Here is a 20607-nt window from a genome sequence, read left to right on the forward strand (position 1 = left end):
CTAGTGAAAACAATACAAGAAAATTTAAAACTTTTTTATATCGGACTAAAAGACAAAGAACCATTTTTTTATAAAAATAAGGATCTAACCACCCACGCAGCCATCATCGGTATGACAGGTAGCGGCAAAACAGGCCTTGGTATCACTCTTTTAGAAGAAGCCTGCATAGACAATATCCCTTCTATCATCATCGATCCAAAGGGCGACATCACAAATTTAGCTCTAACCTTTCCGCAGATGAGGCCGGAGGATTTTTTACCATACGTCGATGAAGCAGAAGCGGCCAACAAAGGTCAAAGTGTAGAGGAACTTGCCGCTGCTCAAGCCAAGCTATGGAAAAACGGCATAGAGTCTAGCTTTCAAGATCTTGAGCGAGTAAAAATTTTAAAAGAGAGCGCTAGCTTTAACATCTACACACCAAAAAGCTCAGCTGGCATAGGCGTGGCGCTACTTAGTGATTTTACCTGCCCAAATATCACTGACGAAGAAATTTTTAGCAACTATATAAATTCACTTGCAGCCTCGGTATTATCTCTTATTGGTATAAATTCTGAGGACATGAACTCAAAAGAACAGCTGCTCATCTCAACCATATTTGATACTAAATTTAAAGAGCAAAAAGATATCAGCATCGAAGAGCTTATAAATTTCATCGCAAATCCGCCTTTTAAAAAGATAGGCGTTTTTGACGTCGATACCTTCTATCCAAGCAGTGAGCGCCTAAAGCTTGCCATGAAGATAAACGCACTTATCGCAAGCCCAAGTTTTAAAGGCTGGACGCAAGGCGTTAGGCTAGAAATTTCAAAGATGCTTTTTGACGAAAATGGCAAAGCAAAGTGCAATATCTTTACGATCTCACACCTAAATGACGCCGAGAGGATGTTTTTTGTCACCCTTTTACTAAACGAGATCATCGCGTGGATGCGCGGCACCGAGGGTACAAGCTCACTTAGAGCGATCCTTTATATGGATGAAATTTTTGGATTTTTCCCACCAAATGCAAACCCGCCATCAAAAACGCCTATGCTCACACTTTTAAAGCAGGCTCGTGCATTTGGTCTTGGCTGTGTCTTAAGCACGCAAAACCCAGTCGATCTTGACTACAAAGGTCTTAGCAACATCGGTACTTGGTTCATAGGCCGCCTCCAAACAACCCAGGACAAAGCCCGCGTTATAGACGGACTAAGCGGCATCGCAGGCTCAAGCTTAGACAAAGCTTCACTTGAAAATCTCATATCAAATTTAGCAAAAAGAAATTTTTTAGTGAAAAATATAAACGAAGACGGATTAAACGTCATCTCTACGCGCTGGGCGCTTAGCTATCTAAAAGGCCCGCTTAGCCGCGAACAAATTTTAAATTTAATGAAAGAGCAAAAAGAAAATTTATCTGATACAAGGATCGATAAAAGCGAGATGGAATTTAGCATAAAGCCCATAATCTCAAATGAAATCACGCAACTTTATGCTAACTCAAAAAGCCTCACGCCAAATTTATTTGCAAGCGCAAAGATAAGAATTTATGATACTAAAAAAGGTATCGATAGCGTTTATGAAGCAAACTATCTTTATGAACTAAATGAAAATGACAATGAGCCAAACTGGAGCGAGGCTAGCGAAGGCATGCACGTTGATGCGAGCGAAAATGAGCCAAGCGGCGCAAGCTTTGCTGCTGTGCCAAATTTTATAACGAGCGCTAAAAATTTTGACGCTTTAGAGAAAGATTTTAAAGAGTTTTTATATAGAAATTTCAAATTTAACACCTTTGAAGCGATGGGAATTTACTCAAAAGAAAACGAGTCAAAAGAGGAGTTTTTTATAAGGCTTCAGGATAAGTGCAATGAAATTTTAGAAGAGCAAACCGCAAAGCTCACGGCTAAATTTGAAAAAGAGCAAAAGAGCTTGCAAGATAAGCTAAACAAAGCCCTTGCAAAGCTTGATAAAGAGCAAAAAGAGATGACCATAAGTGGGCTTGATGCTGCCATAAATATAGGCGCTAGCATACTTGGAGCGATATTTGGCAACAAGCTTTTATCTCGTCAAAATGCGGGTAAAATCGCATCGAGTGCAAGAAGTGCAAATAGAGTCTTAAAAGAGCGAAGTGACGTCAAGCTTAGCGAGCAAAGTGTAAATGACATAAATTTAGCCATTAGCGAACTTGAAGAGAAATTTGCACAAGAGTGCGATGCGTTAAAAGAAGCAAATGATGTTAAAAACATCACGATAAACGAAACGCAAATTTCACCAAAGAAAAGCGATATCTATGACGAGAAAGTCGTACTTTTGTGGAGATGATTTATAAGATAATTAGTATTTTTTTACTATCATTTCTGTTAAATTTAAAAGGTAAAATATGCAAAATTTAATACTTTATGCCATTAGTTATTTACTTGGAAGTATTCCATCTGGTCTCATTCTTGCAAAAATTTTTGGGCATGTTGATATAAAAAACGAAGGTAGCAAGAGCATCGGTGCGACAAATGTTTTAAGAGTTTTAAAACAAAAAGATCCAAAATTAGCCAAAAAACTAGCCATTTTAACGATAGTTTGTGATGTTTTAAAAGGCGTTTTGCCACTTGTTGTCGCTTCACATTTGGGAGCTAGCCAAAGCGTGCTTTGGACTATGGCGGTTTTAAGCGTGACTGGACATTGTTTTTCAATATTCTTAGGATTTCAGGGCGGCAAAGGAGTCGCAACTGGAGCTGGAGTGATCGCATTTTTCTTACCAGTTGAGATCATTATTGCTCTAGCTGTTTGGTTTGTGGTCGGAAAATTTTTAAAAATTAGCTCTCTTGCTTCACTTTGTGCGTTGATAGCTCTGATTGCATCAAGCTTTATAATCCATCCAGAGTTAGATGAAATTTACACACATGCTCCGATACTAATCATCGCATTTTTGGTGGTTTATAAACACATACCAAATATCGTTCGTTTAATATCTGGTAAGGAGAAAAAAGTCGTATGAAAAGCGAGATGACGACGATCATTAAAGATTATAAATTTGAAACGATCATCGGAATGCTTGATTTTGAGCGAGTCGCTAAGCAAGAGGTGCAAATGAATCTAGAAATTTGCTCAACTGGCTTTATTGATTATGTTTTAATTATTGACTTTGTTAAAAATTTTTATAATGAAAGACAGTTTCAAAGCGTTGAAGAGTCGCTTGAAGAAACTAGCAAAGCGTTAAAAGAGAAATTTGGCTCACTAACTAGCCTTAAAATGGAAATTTTAAAAACTGAAATTTTACCAAACGCAGTTGTTGGAGCAAAAATAAACACTATTTTTTAAAAATTTATTAAACTATCTTGAAATATTGCTTAATTTATGATACAATCGCCCATAAATTTTAGTTTAAGGAAGCAAAATGCGTATTTTAATAGTTGAAGATGAAGTGACGCTAAATAAGACGATTGCTGAGGGCTTGCAAGAGTTTGGCTATCAAACTGATAGCTCTGAAAATTTTAAAGATGCTGAGTACTATATAGGTATCAGAAATTACGATCTAGTTTTGACTGATTGGATGCTCCAAGATGGCGATGGCATAGATCTTATAAACATCATCAAACATAAATCTCCACGTACTTCAGTTGTAGTTCTTTCTGCAAAAGATGATAAAGAAAGCGAAATAAAAGCACTTAGAGCTGGTGCTGATGACTATATCAAAAAACCATTTGATTTTGACATTTTAGTAGCTAGACTTGAAGCTAGACTACGCTTTGGTGGCACAAATATTATAAAAATCGATGAACTTATCATCAATCCAGATGAGGAGAAAATCACATATTTGGGTCGCGATATTGAGCTTAAGGGTAAACCTTTTGAAGTCCTAACTCATCTTGCAAGACACTCAGATCAGATCGTATCTAAAGAGCAACTGCTCGATGCTATCTGGGAAGAGCCAGAGCTTGTAACTCCAAACGTCATTGAAGTCGCTATCAACCAAATCCGCCAAAAAATGGACAAACCACTAAATATTTCAACAATTGAAACTGTTAGAAGACGCGGATATAGATTTTGTTTTCCAAAAAAAGCCTAAGGAATAGATTTATACTACAATTAGCATCTGGTGCTATGATGCTAATTGTAGTTATTTCGGTAATGCTTTATCACTATATAAGGGTTACCGTTTTTCAAAGTGTAGTTAATGAGCTAAACTATCAAGCCGAAGCTTATAAAAAAAATCCTCAGAATTTCAATCCTTTAAATTCAAAAACATTTACGATAGAAAATCCAAACAAAACCCTAGCAACGATAAAAGCAGACGAGCCACAAGATAAAGAAACATATATCGTAACGCAAAAATCAAAGGATCAAAGTAAAACTTTTTTAATAACAAAACTCGATGAAAGTAGTTATTTAAGCCTAGAAAAAGATACTACTCTTCAAGCTCATATAGTAGAAGAAATTTTTATAGATATTATAATCGTAAATGTATCAGCGATACTTTTGGTGCTTTTTTATGCACTATTTTTATCAAGAATGCTTTTAATACCTATAAAAATTTTAAGTCACAAGCTTACAAATTTAGACGAAAAATTTCTTCATGAGATCGATATAAAAAGTCTACCAGATGAGTTTTTACCACTTGGACAAAGCATAAATAGGCTAATCTCTCGCATCCAAACATTTGTCTTATATCAAAAAGAACTTTTTGTAGGCGTGGCACATGAGCTAAAAACACCGCTGGCTGTAATGAAAACAAAAAATGAAGTTACGCTTTTAAAGCCACGCGAGAGCGAAAAATATATCGAGGCACTAAAATCAAACAATGAAGCTATAAACGGCATGAACGCGATGATAAGTTCTGTGCTTGAGATCGGTCGCCAAGAGGGAGCTCAGTTTGAAGAGCCGGTAAATACCGATGTCATAGGTTTTTTAAAAAAACTTGCGAAAAACTATGAGATACTTGCGAAAAATGATGAAAAAAATATAAAACTAGACCTAAAACCAGAAATTTTAAATCTAAAAATACAAACTAGCTTGCTAACTCACATTGTGCAAAATTTTGTTCAAAATGCCATTAAATTTTCACCAAAAAATAGCACCATTACGATTAGCTCTAAGCTCATAAAAAATAAATTTATTATCGAAGTAATAGATGAAGGAATAGGTATAGATGAGAGCAAAGATTTATTTGCTCCATTTAAAAGATACGGCGACAAAGGTGGTGCTGGGCTTGGGTTGTTTCTAGCTAAAGGTGCGGCACAGGCTCTTGGTGGCGAAGTAGACATTAAAAATAGAAACGATAGAAGCGGTGCAGTCGCAAGCCTAGTTTTAAATATAAAAGGATAGAAATGGCAAAGAGAACCGCAGTAATCGACCTTGGCTCAAATTCTATGCGAATGGCGATATTTGAGAGAACGTCACGCTTAGCGTTTTTTATACTAGCTGAATATAAAACAAAAGTGCGTCTAGGCGAAGGTGGATATGGTTCAAACAATGAAATATCCGAAAGCTCAATGAAAAAAGCACTAAAGGCTTTTAGCGAATTTTCAAATATCATAAAAAGCTACAAATGCAATAAAGTCTTATGTGTTGGTACTTCAGCGCTTAGGGACGCTCCAAACGCAAATGTTCTGATCTCTCTTTTAAGAAAAAAACTTGGTATAAATTTAAAAGTCATAGACGGCAAAGAAGAGGCTACTTTTGGTGCGATCGCAGCCAAAAATTTACTCCATAATATCGATGAATGTGTCACTATCGATATCGGTGGCGGATCAACTGAACTTGCCAGAATAAGCAAAGGCAAAATAATAGATACGCTCTCACTTGACATTGGCACAGTTAGATTAAAAGAGCTTTTTTTTGATAAAAAAAACTTAAATAAATTGCCAAAATTTTTAGAACAAGTTACAAAACAGATAGATGAGCGATTTAAATGCCAAAATATAATCGCTATTGGTGGCTCTCTTAGAGCGATATCATCTGCCATAATGAGCAAAAATTTATATCCACTCTCATCACTGCATGGCTTTTGCTACAAGCTTAGCGACGAGCAAGCCTACATCGAGAGCATCGCAAATGTTAGCGTGCTTGAGCTAAATAAATTTCCTATTAAAAAAGATAGATACGATACCATTAGAGAGGGTGCACATATCTTTTTGGCCCTCGCCAAAGCTCTAAATGCCAAAAATATTATAACAAGTGGGGTTGGCGTAAGAGAGGGAGTGTTCTTGAAAGATTTTTTACGCCCTAGCCTTAAATTTCCGCAAAATTTTAATCCAAGTATCAAAAGTTTGCAAGATCGTTTTATATTATCATGCAATAAATCGGTCACAAGATATGCAAAAGATATATTTATTGTATTAAAAAAGCTTCATGGTCTAAGTGATAACTATCTTGAAGTGCTTTTAGTTGCTGCAAAACTTCACAATGTCGGTCAAGAGATTGGCTTTTATGGCGATCATAAAAACTCAGCCTATATAGTCCTAAATGCCTTAAATTATGGCTTTTCGCATGAACAAAAAGCATTGATTGCAGTAGTAATTGGTACAAACGGAAAGAAAAATATATATGAATTTGAGCGATATAAAAATTTACTTCCAAAAGCCGAGTGTATAAGATGGCTGAGTTTTATACTCTCACTAGCAAAGGCACTTGATCTAACCTGTGAAAGGCTAAATTTAAACTTCGAATTTAGTGGGCATACGCTAAAAATAGAAGGTGCAAAAGAATTTGCTATGGCAAAAGAAGAGATAAAAAAGATCACAAAACCTGAAATTTTTGCTATTTCGTTTGTATAAATTTTGAAACTAGCTTTAACGTATAAAAATTTTAAGCATACAAGGTTAAAAATTTACTCAGAATAAGACCTAATTATTGGATGAGAATTTTAGCTAAAACTACTAAAATTCTCCGCTCATCTTATCTTTATAGTTACTTAAACTATTTTTTCGCTCTTCTAAAAATGAGCTTAGTTTTTTCTTGTTTTCTTCAAAAAATATAGCAAAATCCTGCTCATTTTGTATCTTGTCTTCACCAAAGCTATCAAGCATTACATTTGAGCTACCAACTATCACCAAATAACGCCTATTTTCATAGCTTAATAGCATTAGCTTATTCGTGCGATCAAGATACTTTTCATATATTATATTGACGTTACTATTTTGATTTTTAAGTAGCCAGTTCATTGATTTTGTATCATTTTGAGACTGATTTCTAGGTGCTTTAAATCCGCTAAAATCATTACTCTTTGACGTAATATATCTTTTAAATACATATAAAAATACAAGAAGCGCAATAAGCACACTTAAAACTATAAAATACCTTGAGTCTATATTTAACATAGGCTCTTCATCTATCTTTGGAGTGCTAGGTGTCTCTATTTTTGCACTAGCTTGAGGCATATTTTGTATTTGAGGTTTTGCATTTTTTAGAGTTACACGAATGCGGAGTCCAAAACTATCAGTCGTCTTTGATGCATTTACGATAATAGCATCATTTGAGCGCAAATTTAAGACAAGCGAGTTTTGCTTTGGCTCTATCTCAAGCTCTTGAATAATCTTTGAGTTTATATCTTTACTGGCACTTTGATCGTAATTTAGCGAATTTAATATCAAAGATGTTGTGTCTTTTTCTCGCTTTTGAAAGATATTGCCCTCATACGGCGCATCAAAGCTAAGCATGATATCAACCCTGTCGGTGCGCTCATAGATGTTGTATGTTAGCAAGTTTGAGGCAAAGATCTGCGTAGCAAAAAGCACAAAAAATAGTACAAATTTCATAAAAGTTCTTTTTTGAAGTACTGAATAACTGACTTTGAGTCCAAAATTTCATTTATCCTGATGGCTAAATTTTTCTCATAAACCATTACTTCGCCTTTTCCAAAAATTCTATTATTTATATATAGCTCCACGCTCTCGCCAGCTGGTTTTTCGAGGTCTATGACCGAGCCAGCTTCAAATTTCAAAAGCTCATTTATGCTAACTGTGGTAGTTCCTAGCTCAGCTATAAAATCAACGCTTATATCCATAAGCTCATCATAGCTCTTAAAAAGCCCTAGCTGTTCTAGCGTCTCTATCGCACTCTCGTCGTTCATTGTATATCGTAGCCTATTTGAAATGTTCTATTTTTTATTTTATATACAAATTTCTCTTTTAGCTTTATGCCAAAATTTTCAACTTCGCCTAAAAATTCAGGCGTTCCAAGTTTATAAGCATTTGGCTCTTTTTCATTTAGTAAATTTTTAGCTTTGCCAATGATCTGATTTGCTATCTCTTTACAAAGATCGTCTAGATCACCACCATCAACATCTTCGTGACCAAAAAAGGCATTCATGAAAATTTTCAAAGTATCTTTTTTAAAAAATAGGTAAAAATGATACTCGCTTTTGCCCTTATAGACTGGTATGCTAGCTCCGTAAAATCCTTTGCCTAGACTCTTGCCAAACTCTAAATCTAGCCCTAAAGTATCCTTGCAAAGATAGCTTGTAGCTTCATCTATAACTTTTCTCATATCTCTTCCTTAAGACTTGAAATGCATTTTCAATTATACTTTGGCTTTACTAAATTAGCTATAAATTTATTAAGCATTTTAAAAGAGTTTATCTATCTCTTTTACTAGCTTTTCACCACTAAATTCGGCACAAAGCTTAACTATTTGCGTGCCTATTATCGCTCCATCAGCATATTTTTTTACTTCATTAACATCATCTTTGTTTTTGATACCAAAGCCAACAGCCACTGGTAGATCGCTCTTTTTCTTAAGCTCTAGGACCAAATTTTTTATCCTATCTTCATCAGCCCTTTTTGAACCACTAACGCCAATCGCGCCAAGAGCGTAGATAAATCCTGAGCCAAATTTTAAAATTCCATCCGCTCTACTACCAGATGTGACGCTGATAAGTGGTATCAGGCTTAAATTTAACTCTTTGCATTTTAGAGCAAATTCCTCGCACTCCTCGCAAGGCAGATCCGGCACGATAAAGCCGCTAACTCCAGCCTCAACTGATCTTTTTAGAAATTTATCAACGCCGTAAGCAAAGATAATGTTGTAATAAACTAGAAAAACAAGTGGCTTTGTCACTTTTGCCTTGCAACTCTCAAGCATATCAAAGACAACGTCTGTATTTACGCCATTTTGCACCGTCTCAAAGCTAGCTTGCGCGATGAGTTTACCATCAGCCAGCGGGTCAGAGTAAGGGATGCCGATCTCAACTAGATCAAGTGTACTCTCATCTAAATTTTCTAAAAATTCCTTCGTTTTTTCTAAGCTTGGATATCCAGCCACGATGTAGCCGATGTTTGCCTTTTTGCCGTTAAATGCACTTTTTATCTTATCCATAAATTTTTCCTTTTTCGTAGCCGATAACTGTGTTTATGTCCTTATCGCCCCTGCCTGAGACATTTACGACTATGACGCTTTTTTTATCTAGTTTTGGGCAAAGCTTTTCTAGATATGCCAGTGCATGCGCGCTCTCGATGGCTGGGATGATGCCTTCCATCTTGCTTAGAAAATACAAAGCATTTATACACTCATCGTCAGTTACGGCTTCGTATTTTACCCTTTTGATGTCGTTTAGGTGAGCGTGCTCTGGGCCTATGCCTGGGTAGTCTAGGCCTGCTGAGATGCTGTGAACTGGCGAGATCATGCCGTACTCATCTTGCAAGACCGTCGTTTTCATGCCGTGGATGATGCCAGTTTTACCTTTGCTAAGCGTAGCTGCGTGATAAGGCGTCTCTATACCAAGTCCGCCAGCTTCTATACCTACTAAATTTACGCTCTTATCATCTAAAAACGCACTAAAAATACCAATAGCATTACTACCGCCACCGACGCAGGCGATGACGTAGTCAGCCTTTTTGCCGTAGTCTGCAAGCTGAGCTTTGGCCTCTGTGCCGATGATGCTTTGGAAGTCACGCACGATCTTTGGATATGGGTGCGGACCAACGGCTGAGCCAATGACGTAAAATGCACTCTCTATCTCATTTACCCACGCTTGTATGGCTGCTGTAGTCGCCTCTTTTAGCGTTTTTAAGCCATCTTCTACGCTCACCACCTTTGCGCCAAGAAGCTGCATACGAAAGGCATTTAGCTGCTGTCTAGCCACGTCCGTAGCGCCCATATATACGTCACACTCCAAGCCCAAAAGTGCCGCTGCAGTCGCTGTTGCCACGCCGTGCTGACCAGCTCCAGTCTCAGCTAAAATTTTCTTTTTACCCATTTTTTTAGCAAGCAGCGCTTGAGCTAGGGCATTATTTATCTTGTGCGCGCCAGTGTGGTTTAGATCCTCTCTTTTTAGGTAAATTTCATGTCCATAGTGCTCGCTTAGGCGCTTTGCAAAAAAGAGCGGACTAGGCCTACCAACGTAGTTTTTAAGCAGATCATCAAGCTCGTCTTTAAACTCTTTTGTCTTTGCGATGCTAACATAGGCGTTTTCTAGCTCATCAAGGGCAAACATCACCGTCTCAGGCACAAACTGCCCGCCAAATTTTCCAAAATATGCCTTAATATTCATTTTTATCCTTTACTTTTAATTTATTCTGTTGTTTGATATCCTACAATTTCTAACCCACTGCTCTATTTTTTCTACCTGTTCTTTTTGTAAATACTTTTGCAGGTGCACCTTGTTTAGCAAGTATAGAAGAGAAAGGATGTCTCTTGCAGTATTTTGTTTTTCACTTTCGCTAATGCACGAGAAAAAATCAAGAGTTTTTGTTTTATCCATTGCATGACTTTCGCTGTGCAAAACCAAACGATACATTAAATTTTCAAAATAAGTTTGTTGTTCTGGGCTTAGATTTGCTACTATTGTTTTGTCTCTTACGATATCTTCTATACCGCACTGATAATTAAATGTGCCAAAGGCTTCTAGTACTTTTCTCATATTATTGCCAATATTTTCACTTTCTGATATGGAGTTATTTGCATAATCATAAATTTTTTTCAAAAGAGTTTTATATTCTGAATAATTTTTACCAAAATTAACTAACTTCTGATTTTTTAGTTCTCTTTGTATAAAAATTACTTCATTTTTATCGTTGATTTTTATTTGTGGTAGTGAGCCAATAATCTTTTGTATATCAAACGCGCTCATCAAATCGTGAGTTAAAATTATCATCTTGCTTTTATTGCAACCGGTCATAATTTTATGAATTTGGTAATTTAAAAATGACATCATCCCAACTCTATTTTCAAAATCAAAGCTAGAAATTGGATCATCTATAACTATAAATTTTGGTTTTGTATAAAATTCCTGACTATTCTCGCCTTTGAAAATTTCGGTAAAAAAATAGCTTAATGCAATGGCGTTTCGCTCGCCGGTCGAGACGTCTTTGGCTTTTACTCTATTACCGTTTGATTTTAAGGCATATTGTCCTTGCTCGTTTGGTTCACCAAGCTCAAGCCTACCTTCTTTAAAAAATATATATTTTAGATGCTCATTAATCTTATCCTGGGCTATATTTATCTGCATTCTTTGAGCATTTAGTTCTGAAATTTTACTACTTATACACTCCAGTCGTCTGTCATTGTGATCTTTTTTACTATTTAAAGTCTGCTTAATTCTTAGCTTTTCTTCATAATAGTTAAAATTATCTTTTATCTCGTAGTAGGCTATTTGTTTATTTAGTTTTTCAAGCTCTTGTTTTAGCTCATTTGCTCTAACTTTTTGTGCCATAAAAGCTTGTCTTTTTTTCTCAAGCTGCTCTAAATTTTGATTTAATTCATTAACTAAGTTATCAAAATTTGCATCTAAATTTAAGGCCAAGAAAGGATTTTGTATCTTTTGATTTAGTTTTTCAGTGATTTCAGTTTGACAAGTATCAATTTGTATTTTTATAATATCAAATAAATCTTTATCTAGTTTATCAATATACGGCAAATTTTTTAAATAATTTAGTAAATTTTGAATTTCCTGCTTCCTAGTTTCCAAATTCGCTCGATGGTTTTGTACCTCTGGATTAAATATTGTTTCTAAGCTTGATAAAATTTCTCTTTTATATTCGTCTGTTAGTTTTTGGAAGCAATATGGACAAATATCTTTATCACTTTCCATTATATTTTTAGTTACTATGTGGTTTGCTTCGGCTATGGCTTGTTTTATTTCTTCTTCTCTTGGGGTTAATTGTTTTTGTTCTACTTGATGTAGCAAAAGCTGCTTAATTTCTTCAAAATTTAACTGCCTTATCTCTTCTGTAAAATTTAAATCACTTTGGACACCTTTGTAAGATATAAGTTTTTCATTAAAATTATTTTTTAATTGATCTAAATTTATATCTGTTATAAAATTGTCTATGATATTTTTTGCAAAACTTATTGTTTTGTCTTGCAGAATTTTACTTTGCCTTCTTAGAATATTTTTCTCTCGTTCGGCAAAATTACTCTTTAAATTTTCCACCACATCATTTTCATATTTTTTAGGGTTATCTGTATTTTTATCATCCTCATATTTCTTTAATTCTTGTTCGTAGCCTTGTTTTCTTTGAGTTCTAATTTCTCTAATATTTTCTATTTTTTCAAGCTTCTCATCTATATCTTTCGCTTTTCCAAGTAAAACTATCGCGTCTAAACCATTATTTTTAATTTTAACTTTACTATTTACATACTCTTCATTAAATACAAAAATATTCTTTTTCTGATCTTCGTTTGTTAAATCTACTGCTGCACCGCTTTTGTCTATAATTTGGCTAGCAATAAGAGATTGATTGTTTTGTTCGACGGTATCAAAAGCTTGAGAAATAGTGCTTTTACCGCTTCCGTTTTTGCCATAGATTAAACAAAATCTATGGTACTCTTTCTCAAAAAAATTTAATTTTACTTCACTTTGAAAGCACTTTCCCTGAATTTTTATGCCACAAAAATTACTAAACATTGTATTATTCACTCCAATGTGTTGTTAAATTTTACTACATTTAAAATTCTCTCTATCTTTTGCGCATCTTTTATGCCGTTTTCATTTTCGACTTTGGAGTTGATATCGACTAGATATGGCTTAAATTTCAGCGCCTCTTTTATATTGTGCTCGCCTATGCCCCCAGCCATGCCAAATTTAAATTTAACCTCTTTTAAAATTTCCCACTCAAAGCTAGTGCCGTTTCCGCCAGCATTTTCGCCCTTGCAGTCAAAAAGCGCCATGTCAAAATGCTTAAAATCAACCTCTGGCAAGCTATCTTTAACGCTAAAAACCTGCCAGATCTCAAGCCCCATGTCTTTTAAATTTGCCTCTAAATTTTCACTCACCGCTCCATGCACCTGAGCTACGTCAAGACCAGCAAACTGGCAAATTTCCATTATCTCGCACTCACTTTGCTCCGCAAAAACTCCAACTACTTTTTTGCCCTTGCTGTGAGCAAATTTCGCTATCTGCCTAGCTAAATTTAGCTCGACCTTTCTTTTGCTTTTGGCAAATATCAGCCCGATAAAATCAACATCCAAAGCACAAACCGCACTTGCCTCATCTAGCGTTTTGATGCCACAAATTTTAACTAGCGCCATTAGCCCCAGCCTTTATAAACTCTTCATAAAATTTATACGCCTTACCAGAATTTATCGCCTCAAGCACCATTTTTTTGGCCTCGTCTGGGCTCTTTGCGCCATCAGCCGCGTAGAGTGCAAACATCGCGTTAAAGACCACGATGTCAAATTTCGCCCCCTGTTCCTCGCCTTTTAGCGTACGGATCAAGGTTTTGGCGTTTTCTTCAGGTGTACCGCCCTCGATGTCACTGTGAAGCGCTCTTTTAAAGCCAAACTGCTCTGGCGTGATGCTGTATTCAAAAATTTCGCCATTTTTTAGCTCCACAACGCTTGTTTCACTACAAAGCGTGATCTCATCAAGTCCGTCATCGCCGCGAACGACCAAAGCGTGCTTTCTACCAAGGATTTTAAGCGTCTGGGCGTAGAGCTTTAGCACTGGTTTGTGATAGACGCCAACTAGCTGGTTTGTAAGGTTTAAATTTGGATTTAAAAGCGGTCCAAGCACGTTAAAAACGGTCCTTATGCCAAGTCTTTGGCGCACCTCTCTCACCTCACCAACTAGCGGATGGAAAAATGGCGCGTGGAAAAAGGCTAAATTTTTACTAGCTAAATTTTCACGCTGTTTTGCCAGTGATTTTTCACTTTTGACACCTAAAATTTCAAGCACATCAGAGCTACCCGACTTGCTTGAAACTGCCTTGTTGCCGTGTTTTGCGACCTTTACGCCAAGGCTTGCGAGGATAAATGCCACAGTTGTTGAGATATTTATCGTCTTAAAACCATCGCCTCCTGTGCCGCAAAGATCGATCATAGGCGTATCGTCGCGGTAGGTTTGCGAGTATTTTAGGATATTTTTCGCAAGCGCAGCGAGGCTTTTTGGATAGAGGCTCTTTTCGCTAATGAGCACCAAAAGGGCTGAAAGCTGCACGATCTCGTACTCTTTACTGGCTATTATCTCACAAATTTGCTCAAAGTCGCTATCATCAAGCGGTATGCTCTCTTGAAGCTTGATAAGATATGGCTTAAGCGAGCGAATTTTTGGCTCTTTTACCTCATCTTTTGCTTTATAATTTACAAAATTTTCAACGATCTTTTTGCCGTATTGTGTGAAGTAGCTCTCAGGGTGAAACTGGATACCAAAGATCGGCTTATCTTTTACGCTAAGTGCCATTACTACGCCATCATCGCTCACCGCATCAGCGCTTAAGCAAGCTGGGAGCTCATCGACATAAAGCGAGTGGTAGCGCATAACCTCAAAGCGCTCAGGTAGCCCAGCAAAAAGTGGCTCTTTGTTTTTCACGTCAATAAACGAGGTTTTGCCGTGTAGTGGGTCATCTAGTCTTTTTATCTTTGCGCCAAAGCTAAGCCCTATAGCTTGATGTCCAAGGCAAATTCCAAGCACCGGCACGCCAAGGTCGGCTTTTAGAATTTCTAAACAAACTCCGCTATCTTTTGGGTGCTTTGGCCCTGGGCTTAAAATGATCTTGCTTGGGTTTAGTTTTTTAATCTCGTCAAGCGTGATCTTGTCATTCCTAACGCATCTAACCTCTTCATCTGTAAGCTCTTTTACATATTGCTCAACATTAAAAACAAAACTATCATAATTATCTATAAGTAAAATCAACCTATATCCTTTAAATTTAGCAGCGGCTGAGCCTTGCCTAAATTTCTATAAATTTAGGCAAAATTATAACTAAAAGAAAGTTTAATTAGGCTTTTGTACGGCTTTCGTAGGCTTTTAAAAGTGAGAGCATATCGACGTTTTCTAAATTTACACCAGTTGGCACGCCCTGGGCGATCTTGCTAAATGAAATTTCACTCATCCCTAGCTTATCCTCGACGTAAAGCATAAGCGCGTCAGAATTTAGCCCCGGCGTAAAGGCAAAAACGACCTCTTTTGAGCCATTTTGTTTGATCGCACTTCGCAGCCTCTCTATGGCATCCTCGTCGATCTCGTCAAGCACGAAGTAAAGGCCGTTATAAATGCCATTTTGCTCAAAGACTAAGATATCTTTTGGGCTCTCAACCAGCAATATAACCTCACTATCCCTACTCTCGTCGCTACAAATATCACAAATTTCATTTTCACTTAGCCCACCGCAACGCTCACAACGTTTGATAAACCTCACCGCATCTTCGATATTTTGAGCAAGTCTTAGCCCTGCAAAGCTATCTTGCATGCAGACAAAATAGGCAAACCTTGCGGCTGATTTTTTACCGACACCAGGGAGCTTTGCAAAAGACTCAGTTAGCTCGTTAAATTTTTCTAAGCCTCTTTTCATGCTCGCTTTGCCTTTGATCTAAGTAAAATTTTAAAGACGTGATAGCCGTCTTCATAGTCATAAACAAGCTCAAATTTCTGCATCTGACAAATTTGCTCGATGATATAAAGTCCAAGCCCCATACCGCTTCCTGCACTCACCTTATCGCCTCTAACAAAGGCTTGTTTGTAGTAGTCAATCGGATGATTTAGCTTTTTACCTAAATTTTTAACTGCTATAAATTCGCTATCGCAGATCAAAATAGCCTTTTTATCCTCTGCGTATTTTAGGGCATTGTCTATCAAATTTTTAATCGCCAAACTAAAAAGCTGAAAATCCACTCTTAAAATAACGTCGTCTTTGATATCGCAGCTCACTCGCTCTTCAAATTTATCAAGCATGAGCATATCTTGCACTTGCTCTAAAATGAGCGAGAAATGGCACTCTTGATAGTTTAGTGCGTAGCTTTTAGAAAGGAGCTGCTCAACCTTGCTAAATTCATTTATCAGCATCTCAAGGCGCTCAAAAACGTTTATGAGCCTCATCTTTTGGGTCTCGTTTGCGACCATTTCAGAGACGATCCTGCCTTTGCCAATCGGAGTCTTTAGCTCATGCATAATCGCACGCAAAAATAGCTGCCTTGAGCGGATGAGCTCTCTGATCTTGCAAACGGCGTTATCAAACTCAACCGCAACCTGTCCGATCTCGTCTTGCTCGTTTTCATTTAGCCTAGCTGTCATCGCCATTTCCATATTTCCGCTGGCAAATTTTCTGATGTCTTTACTAAGCCTTCTAAGTGGCGAAAGACTTCTGAGAACCGAGACATAAAGTGAGATGAGAAGGGCTGAAACTATCAAAAATGCGACCCAAAGCGGATCATTTACGTGTCTTGCGTCGTTACTTTCAAGAAGCAGCTGAAAAGACGGGTTTTTAATAAGCAAATACAAATCGCCTTTGTAATTAACCGATTGCACCACTCCAAGAGGTGTATGCTGCGTAAAAACAACAGTTCCATTTGTAGCTATCGAAGTGGCTAAATTCTTATTTCCAACATACTCTAGGTAAAAATTTTTAAAATAATGTTCTAAATCTCTTGGGGGATTTCCACGTTCATAGAGTGCGACAAGATAGTTCATCGCACTTATTTGTCTATCCTTTAGTTTTTCTAAAGCGCTTTCTTGCTGAATGTTTGCAAAAGTTACAAAGAGCAAGCACATCAGCGAGAAAGCTATGGCAAAGATAATAGTTATCTTCGTAGTTATGGAATATTTCATCCGATAAGCTTATATCCTATGCCTCTTACTGAAAATATATGTTTTGGGGCTTTTGAGCTATCACCGATTTTTGATCTAAGGCGTCCGATAATAACATCTAAGCTCTTTGAATCTTTATCTTTTAGGCTTTTGCAATTATAAACTAGCTGTTCGCGTGATACTGAAAAGCTGTGTTGCTTAATGAGATAAGTTAAAATTTCATACTCAGCTGGAGTAAGTGCCAACGGCTCATTGTTAAAGTAAATCTCGTGACGCTTATCATCAATCCTAAATGCGCTATCAACGACCTCTTCTTGTACTTCATTTGTCTTTTTATATCTTCTTATAAGACTTGTGATACGAGCATACATCTCTTTTGGATCGTATGGTTTTGGCAAATAATCATCAGCACCAAGCTGAAGTCCAACAACCTTATCGCTAATATCACTTCTAGCCGAACTTATGATGATAGGAATGTCGTATTTTTGGCGAATTTCTTTACAAACCTCAAGCCCATCAATGCCCGGCAAAGTAAGATCAAGTATTAACAAATCATAGTTTTTTATCCCAGCACTAAGTCCTAAATATGGATCTTCAAAATTCGTAACTTTTATATTAAAACTATCAAGATATTCAGATAAAATTTGTGCAAATTCTGGATCGTCTTCTATCATTAAAACATTAACCATGAATTATCCTTTTTATTAAAAATGTAGAGATTATACGGCAAAAATGTAAATTCTTTTTTAAATTTAAACTTTTTTGGGTAAAATCCCATATTTAAAATAAGCTTAATTAACAAGGAAAAATGTGGAATTTGACTATTACGAAATCCTTGAAATTTCAAGAAATGCAAGCGGAGATGAGATCAAAAAAGCCTTTAGAAGACTTGCTTTAAAATATCACCCAGATAGAAATTCTGGCGACAAAGAGGCTGAACTAAAATTTAAACAAATAAATGAAGCTTATCAAGTTTTAAGCGACGAGCAAAAACGCTCTATCTACGACAGATACGGCAAAGAAGGCCTTGAGGGTCGATTTGGTAGCGGTGGCGGATTTAGTGCCGATTTTGATCTTTCAGATATTTTTGACTCATTTTTTGGTGGCGGTTTTGCAAGTAGTTCTAGGCAGAGAAAAAGATACTCAGAAAAATACTCAGCCGATCTTGAAATTCCTATAAATTTGGAGTTTAACGAAGCTATTTTTGGTTGTGAAAAAGAGATAAAATTTGATCAAAAAGTGCCTTGCCCAACATGCAATGCAACCGGCAGTAAAGACGGCAAAAGTAAGACTTGCCAGCACTGTGGCGGAAGTGGCAGGATAACACGTGGAAATGGCTTTATGAATATCGTCCAAGAGTGCCCATATTGCCACGGAAGCGGTGAAGTAATAAGTGAGCCTTGCCCTGATTGTAACGCAAAAGCTTATAAAATCCAGCAACAAACTGTAAAGATTACCATCCCTGAAGGCGTTGATAGCGGCATGAGAATGAGAGTAGCTGGTAAAGGCAATATCGGCACAAACGGCGTTCAAGGCGATCTTTATGTAAGTATAAACGTAAAAGAAGACAAGCATTTCATTCGCCACAACGACGATGTTTATCTAGAAATTCCTGTCTTTTTCACGCAAGCTATACTTGGCGAGAGTATAAAAATTCCAACGCTTCGAGGAGAAACTGAGCTAAAACTACCTATTGGAGCAAAGGATAAGCAGCAATTTATCTTTGAAAATGAAGGTATCAAAAGCGTAAATTCGCGCAAAAAAGGTAGGCTCGTAGCGCAAATTTCTATTCAAACGCCTGAAAAACTAAGCGATGAGCAAAAAGAGCTTTTAAATAAGCTTCAAGCTAGCTTTGGCATAGAACCAGGCAAATCAAATACCGATGAAAGCGTCTTTGATAAGATAAAAAGCTGGTTTAAAGGCGATGAGCCAAAAGGCAAAAAGAAAAAATAAATTTAAATTTGTGACGTTAAATTTGACGTCACAAATTCTTTCAAAATAAATTTTATATATCCTAATTTTTACAAGTAAATTTCACACAAATTTTAAAATTTCATGAAGGAGTAATTTCGGCTATAAAATTTGAGCTAAGCAAAAAGCAAAGGCAAATTTTAGCCGTCAATTTTTACAAGCAAAATTTTAAAATTTGCAAGAGAGTATAAATTTACTCAGTTGCAAGCTCCAAATAATAATCAAGCTGATCGCGTCTGATGATACGTATAAGGTTCGTGCTACCCTCAACGCCCGTAGGGTGACCGGCTGTGACAAGATAGGTCTTGTCGTGTTCGACATATCCCTCTTCATACGCCTTTTTCATGACATTTGCTAAAAGTGAGCTAAGCTTTGTTTTTTCTAGTACAAGTGCTGGCGTAACACCCCAAGCAAGAGTAAGCATGTGCGATGTCTGTTCATCGTGAGCGACTGCGATGATGTCGATGTTTGTGCGGTTTCTAGCTAATTTTATAGCTGATTTTCCTGAGCCAGTGATTGAGATTAATGCATCTGCTTTTATGCGAACAGCAAGAGATGCAGCACTACTTGCCACCATATCAGTCTCGTCAAAAAAGTCAAACTCATCAAATTTATTATATGGATAGATACTTTGTGTCTGTATGATCGTTTTACTCATCGCCTCTACGACTGCGACTGGGTTTTTACCGATCGCACTCTCCTCACTTAGCATAACAGCATCAGTGCCGTCTAACACGGCATTTGCTACGTCGCTGATCTCTGCTCTTGTGGCAGTCTCATGCTCTGCCATGCTTAGCATCATTTGAGTTGCTGTGATGACTGGCTTGCTTGCTGCATTTGCTTTTTTGATGATGAGCTTTTGGATAGTTGGAACCTTATAAAATGGCACTTCTATGCCAAGATCGCCACGAGCTACCATGATACCATCACTCTTTGCAATGATGTCGTCTATATTTTCAACCGCATCAAATTTCTCGATCTTAGATAAAACGGCAGCTCTTGAGCCAAATTCTTTTAAGATATTTTTTGCCTTTATTACGTCATTTGCATCTTGCACGAAGCTAATGGCAACAAAATTTACGCCATGTTTTGCGCCAAATTTCATATCTTCTTTATCTTTTGGCGTGATGATCTCGATGCCAAGGGCTGTATTTGGAAAATTTACGCCTTTATTTGAGTTTAAAATTCCATCATTTTCAATGATAGTTTTTACTACTTCTTTACCTTCGCTGACAACCTTTGCTCTTATAGAGCCATCATAGAGATAGACATACTCGCCAACCTTTAGCATTGGTAAAATTTGAGGCTGATTTAGGCTTACTTTATAAATTCCCTTCTCAACTTTTTCACCGATAATCTCATCAGCATAGATACTTAGTTCATCACCAGCCTTTAGATAAAATGGCTCACTAAGCTTACCAACTCTGATCTTTGGGCCACAGATATCTTGTAAAATTCCTATTCTTTTATTTAGCTTTTTTTCGATATTTCTTATCTTGTCAATGTTTGATTTATGGTATTCGTGTGTCCCATGGCTAAAATTTAAACGAAAGACATTGACACCTGCTTTTACCATCGCCTCCATTGTCTCTTCATTATCACTCGCTGGCCCCAAAGTAGCTACGATTTTTGTCTTTTTTATCATTTTTATGCCCCATAAATTTGATTTTTGCGATTATAACACATTTTAATAATGTAATTTTTTGTATAAT

Annotated in this window: 19 protein-coding genes; 7 read left to right on the forward strand and 12 right to left on the reverse strand. The window is 36.9% G+C overall.

The features are described 5' to 3' along the window. Positions 1–3 precede the first annotated feature (3 nt). From A3223_RS05905 to A3223_RS05930, 6 genes are all read left to right on the forward strand, one after another. Positions 4–2292 carry an ATP-binding protein gene (locus tag A3223_RS05905; RefSeq protein ID WP_084109537.1) on the forward strand — a complete coding sequence of 763 codons (2289 nt, stop codon included), beginning with the start codon at positions 4–6 and terminating at the stop codon, positions 2290–2292. A 58-nt stretch (positions 2293–2350) separates the two neighbouring features. Beyond that, positions 2351–2962: a glycerol-3-phosphate 1-O-acyltransferase PlsY gene (gene plsY / locus A3223_RS05910; protein ID WP_084109538.1), complete on the forward strand. Its 612-nt coding sequence runs from the start codon at positions 2351–2353 to the stop codon at positions 2960–2962. Continuing rightward, positions 2959–3285 carry a dihydroneopterin aldolase gene (locus A3223_RS05915; protein WP_084109539.1) on the forward strand — a complete coding sequence of 109 codons (327 nt, stop codon included), beginning with the start codon at positions 2959–2961 and terminating at the stop codon, positions 3283–3285. The genes plsY and A3223_RS05915 overlap by 4 nt, the downstream gene beginning before the upstream one ends. A 76-nt stretch (positions 3286–3361) precedes the next feature. Then, positions 3362–4033: a homeostatic response regulator transcription factor HsrA gene (gene hsrA / locus A3223_RS05920; RefSeq protein ID WP_021091657.1), complete on the forward strand. Its 672-nt coding sequence runs from the start codon at positions 3362–3364 to the stop codon at positions 4031–4033. A gap of 38 nt (positions 4034–4071) precedes the next feature. Next, positions 4072–5289, forward strand: a complete 1218-nt coding sequence (locus A3223_RS05925; protein ID WP_180378704.1) for a sensor histidine kinase — start codon at positions 4072–4074, stop codon at positions 5287–5289. Positions 5290–5291: 2 nt separating this feature from the next. Further along, positions 5292–6740 carry a Ppx/GppA phosphatase family protein gene (locus tag A3223_RS05930; RefSeq protein ID WP_084109540.1) on the forward strand — a complete coding sequence of 483 codons (1449 nt, stop codon included), beginning with the start codon at positions 5292–5294 and terminating at the stop codon, positions 6738–6740. A gap of 102 nt (positions 6741–6842) precedes the next feature. Here the strand turns inward: A3223_RS05930 and A3223_RS05935 are convergent, their stop codons facing one another. The 11 genes from A3223_RS05935 to A3223_RS05985 form a co-directional block, all read right to left on the reverse strand. After that, a complete protein-coding gene (locus A3223_RS05935; RefSeq protein ID WP_084109541.1) occupies positions 6843–7721 on the reverse strand; it encodes an excinuclease ABC subunit A in 879 nt (292 codons plus the stop codon). Then, on the reverse strand, positions 7718–8035 hold the full coding sequence (fliN, locus tag A3223_RS05940; protein WP_021091807.1) for a flagellar motor switch protein FliN: 318 nt from the start codon (positions 8033–8035) through the stop codon (positions 7718–7720). The genes A3223_RS05935 and fliN overlap by 4 nt, the downstream gene beginning before the upstream one ends. Continuing rightward, positions 8032–8451 carry a chemotaxis protein CheX gene (locus tag A3223_RS05945; protein ID WP_084041241.1) on the reverse strand — a complete coding sequence of 140 codons (420 nt, stop codon included), beginning with the start codon at positions 8449–8451 and terminating at the stop codon, positions 8032–8034. The genes fliN and A3223_RS05945 overlap by 4 nt, the downstream gene beginning before the upstream one ends. A 78-nt stretch (positions 8452–8529) precedes the next feature. Further along, the gene (gene trpA, locus A3223_RS05950) at positions 8530–9279 is read right to left on the reverse strand and encodes a tryptophan synthase subunit alpha (protein ID WP_084109542.1); all 750 of its coding nucleotides are present in this window, start codon (positions 9277–9279) and stop codon (positions 8530–8532) included. Then, positions 9272–10453, reverse strand: a complete 1182-nt coding sequence (gene trpB, locus A3223_RS05955) for a tryptophan synthase subunit beta (RefSeq protein ID WP_084109543.1) — start codon at positions 10451–10453, stop codon at positions 9272–9274. The genes trpA and trpB overlap by 8 nt, the downstream gene beginning before the upstream one ends. 15 nt (positions 10454–10468) lie before the next feature. Beyond that, a complete protein-coding gene (locus A3223_RS05960) occupies positions 10469–12808 on the reverse strand; it encodes an AAA family ATPase (RefSeq protein ID WP_084109544.1) in 2340 nt (779 codons plus the stop codon). A gap of 8 nt (positions 12809–12816) precedes the next feature. Continuing rightward, positions 12817–13431, reverse strand: coding sequence for a phosphoribosylanthranilate isomerase (locus tag A3223_RS05965; protein WP_084109545.1), 615 nt, complete (start codon positions 13429–13431; stop codon positions 12817–12819). After that, the gene (trpD, locus tag A3223_RS05970; protein WP_084109546.1) at positions 13418–15034 is read right to left on the reverse strand and encodes an anthranilate phosphoribosyltransferase; all 1617 of its coding nucleotides are present in this window, start codon (positions 15032–15034) and stop codon (positions 13418–13420) included. Before trpD ends, A3223_RS05965 begins: the two co-directional genes overlap by 14 nt. A gap of 85 nt (positions 15035–15119) precedes the next feature. Continuing rightward, the gene (gene recR / locus A3223_RS05975; RefSeq protein ID WP_009294391.1) at positions 15120–15692 is read right to left on the reverse strand and encodes a recombination mediator RecR; all 573 of its coding nucleotides are present in this window, start codon (positions 15690–15692) and stop codon (positions 15120–15122) included. Then, the gene (locus A3223_RS05980; protein ID WP_084109547.1) at positions 15689–16945 is read right to left on the reverse strand and encodes an ArsS family sensor histidine kinase; all 1257 of its coding nucleotides are present in this window, start codon (positions 16943–16945) and stop codon (positions 15689–15691) included. The genes recR and A3223_RS05980 overlap by 4 nt, the downstream gene beginning before the upstream one ends. After that, on the reverse strand, positions 16942–17613 hold the full coding sequence (locus A3223_RS05985; protein WP_021091583.1) for a response regulator transcription factor: 672 nt from the start codon (positions 17611–17613) through the stop codon (positions 16942–16944). The genes A3223_RS05980 and A3223_RS05985 overlap by 4 nt, the downstream gene beginning before the upstream one ends. A 121-nt stretch (positions 17614–17734) precedes the next feature. Between A3223_RS05985 and dnaJ the strand changes: the two genes are divergently transcribed. Beyond that, positions 17735–18877: a molecular chaperone DnaJ gene (dnaJ, locus tag A3223_RS05990; protein ID WP_084109548.1), complete on the forward strand. Its 1143-nt coding sequence runs from the start codon at positions 17735–17737 to the stop codon at positions 18875–18877. Positions 18878–19088: 211 nt separating this feature from the next. On the opposite strand, the gene pyk is transcribed toward dnaJ, so the two are convergent. After that, positions 19089–20540 carry a pyruvate kinase gene (pyk, locus tag A3223_RS05995; protein WP_084109549.1) on the reverse strand — a complete coding sequence of 484 codons (1452 nt, stop codon included), beginning with the start codon at positions 20538–20540 and terminating at the stop codon, positions 19089–19091. Positions 20541–20607 lie beyond the last annotated feature (67 nt).

The sequence above is a fragment of the Campylobacter concisus genome (genome assembly GCF_002092855.1).
GTDB lineage: Bacteria > Campylobacterota > Campylobacteria > Campylobacterales > Campylobacteraceae > Campylobacter_A > Campylobacter_A concisus_AI.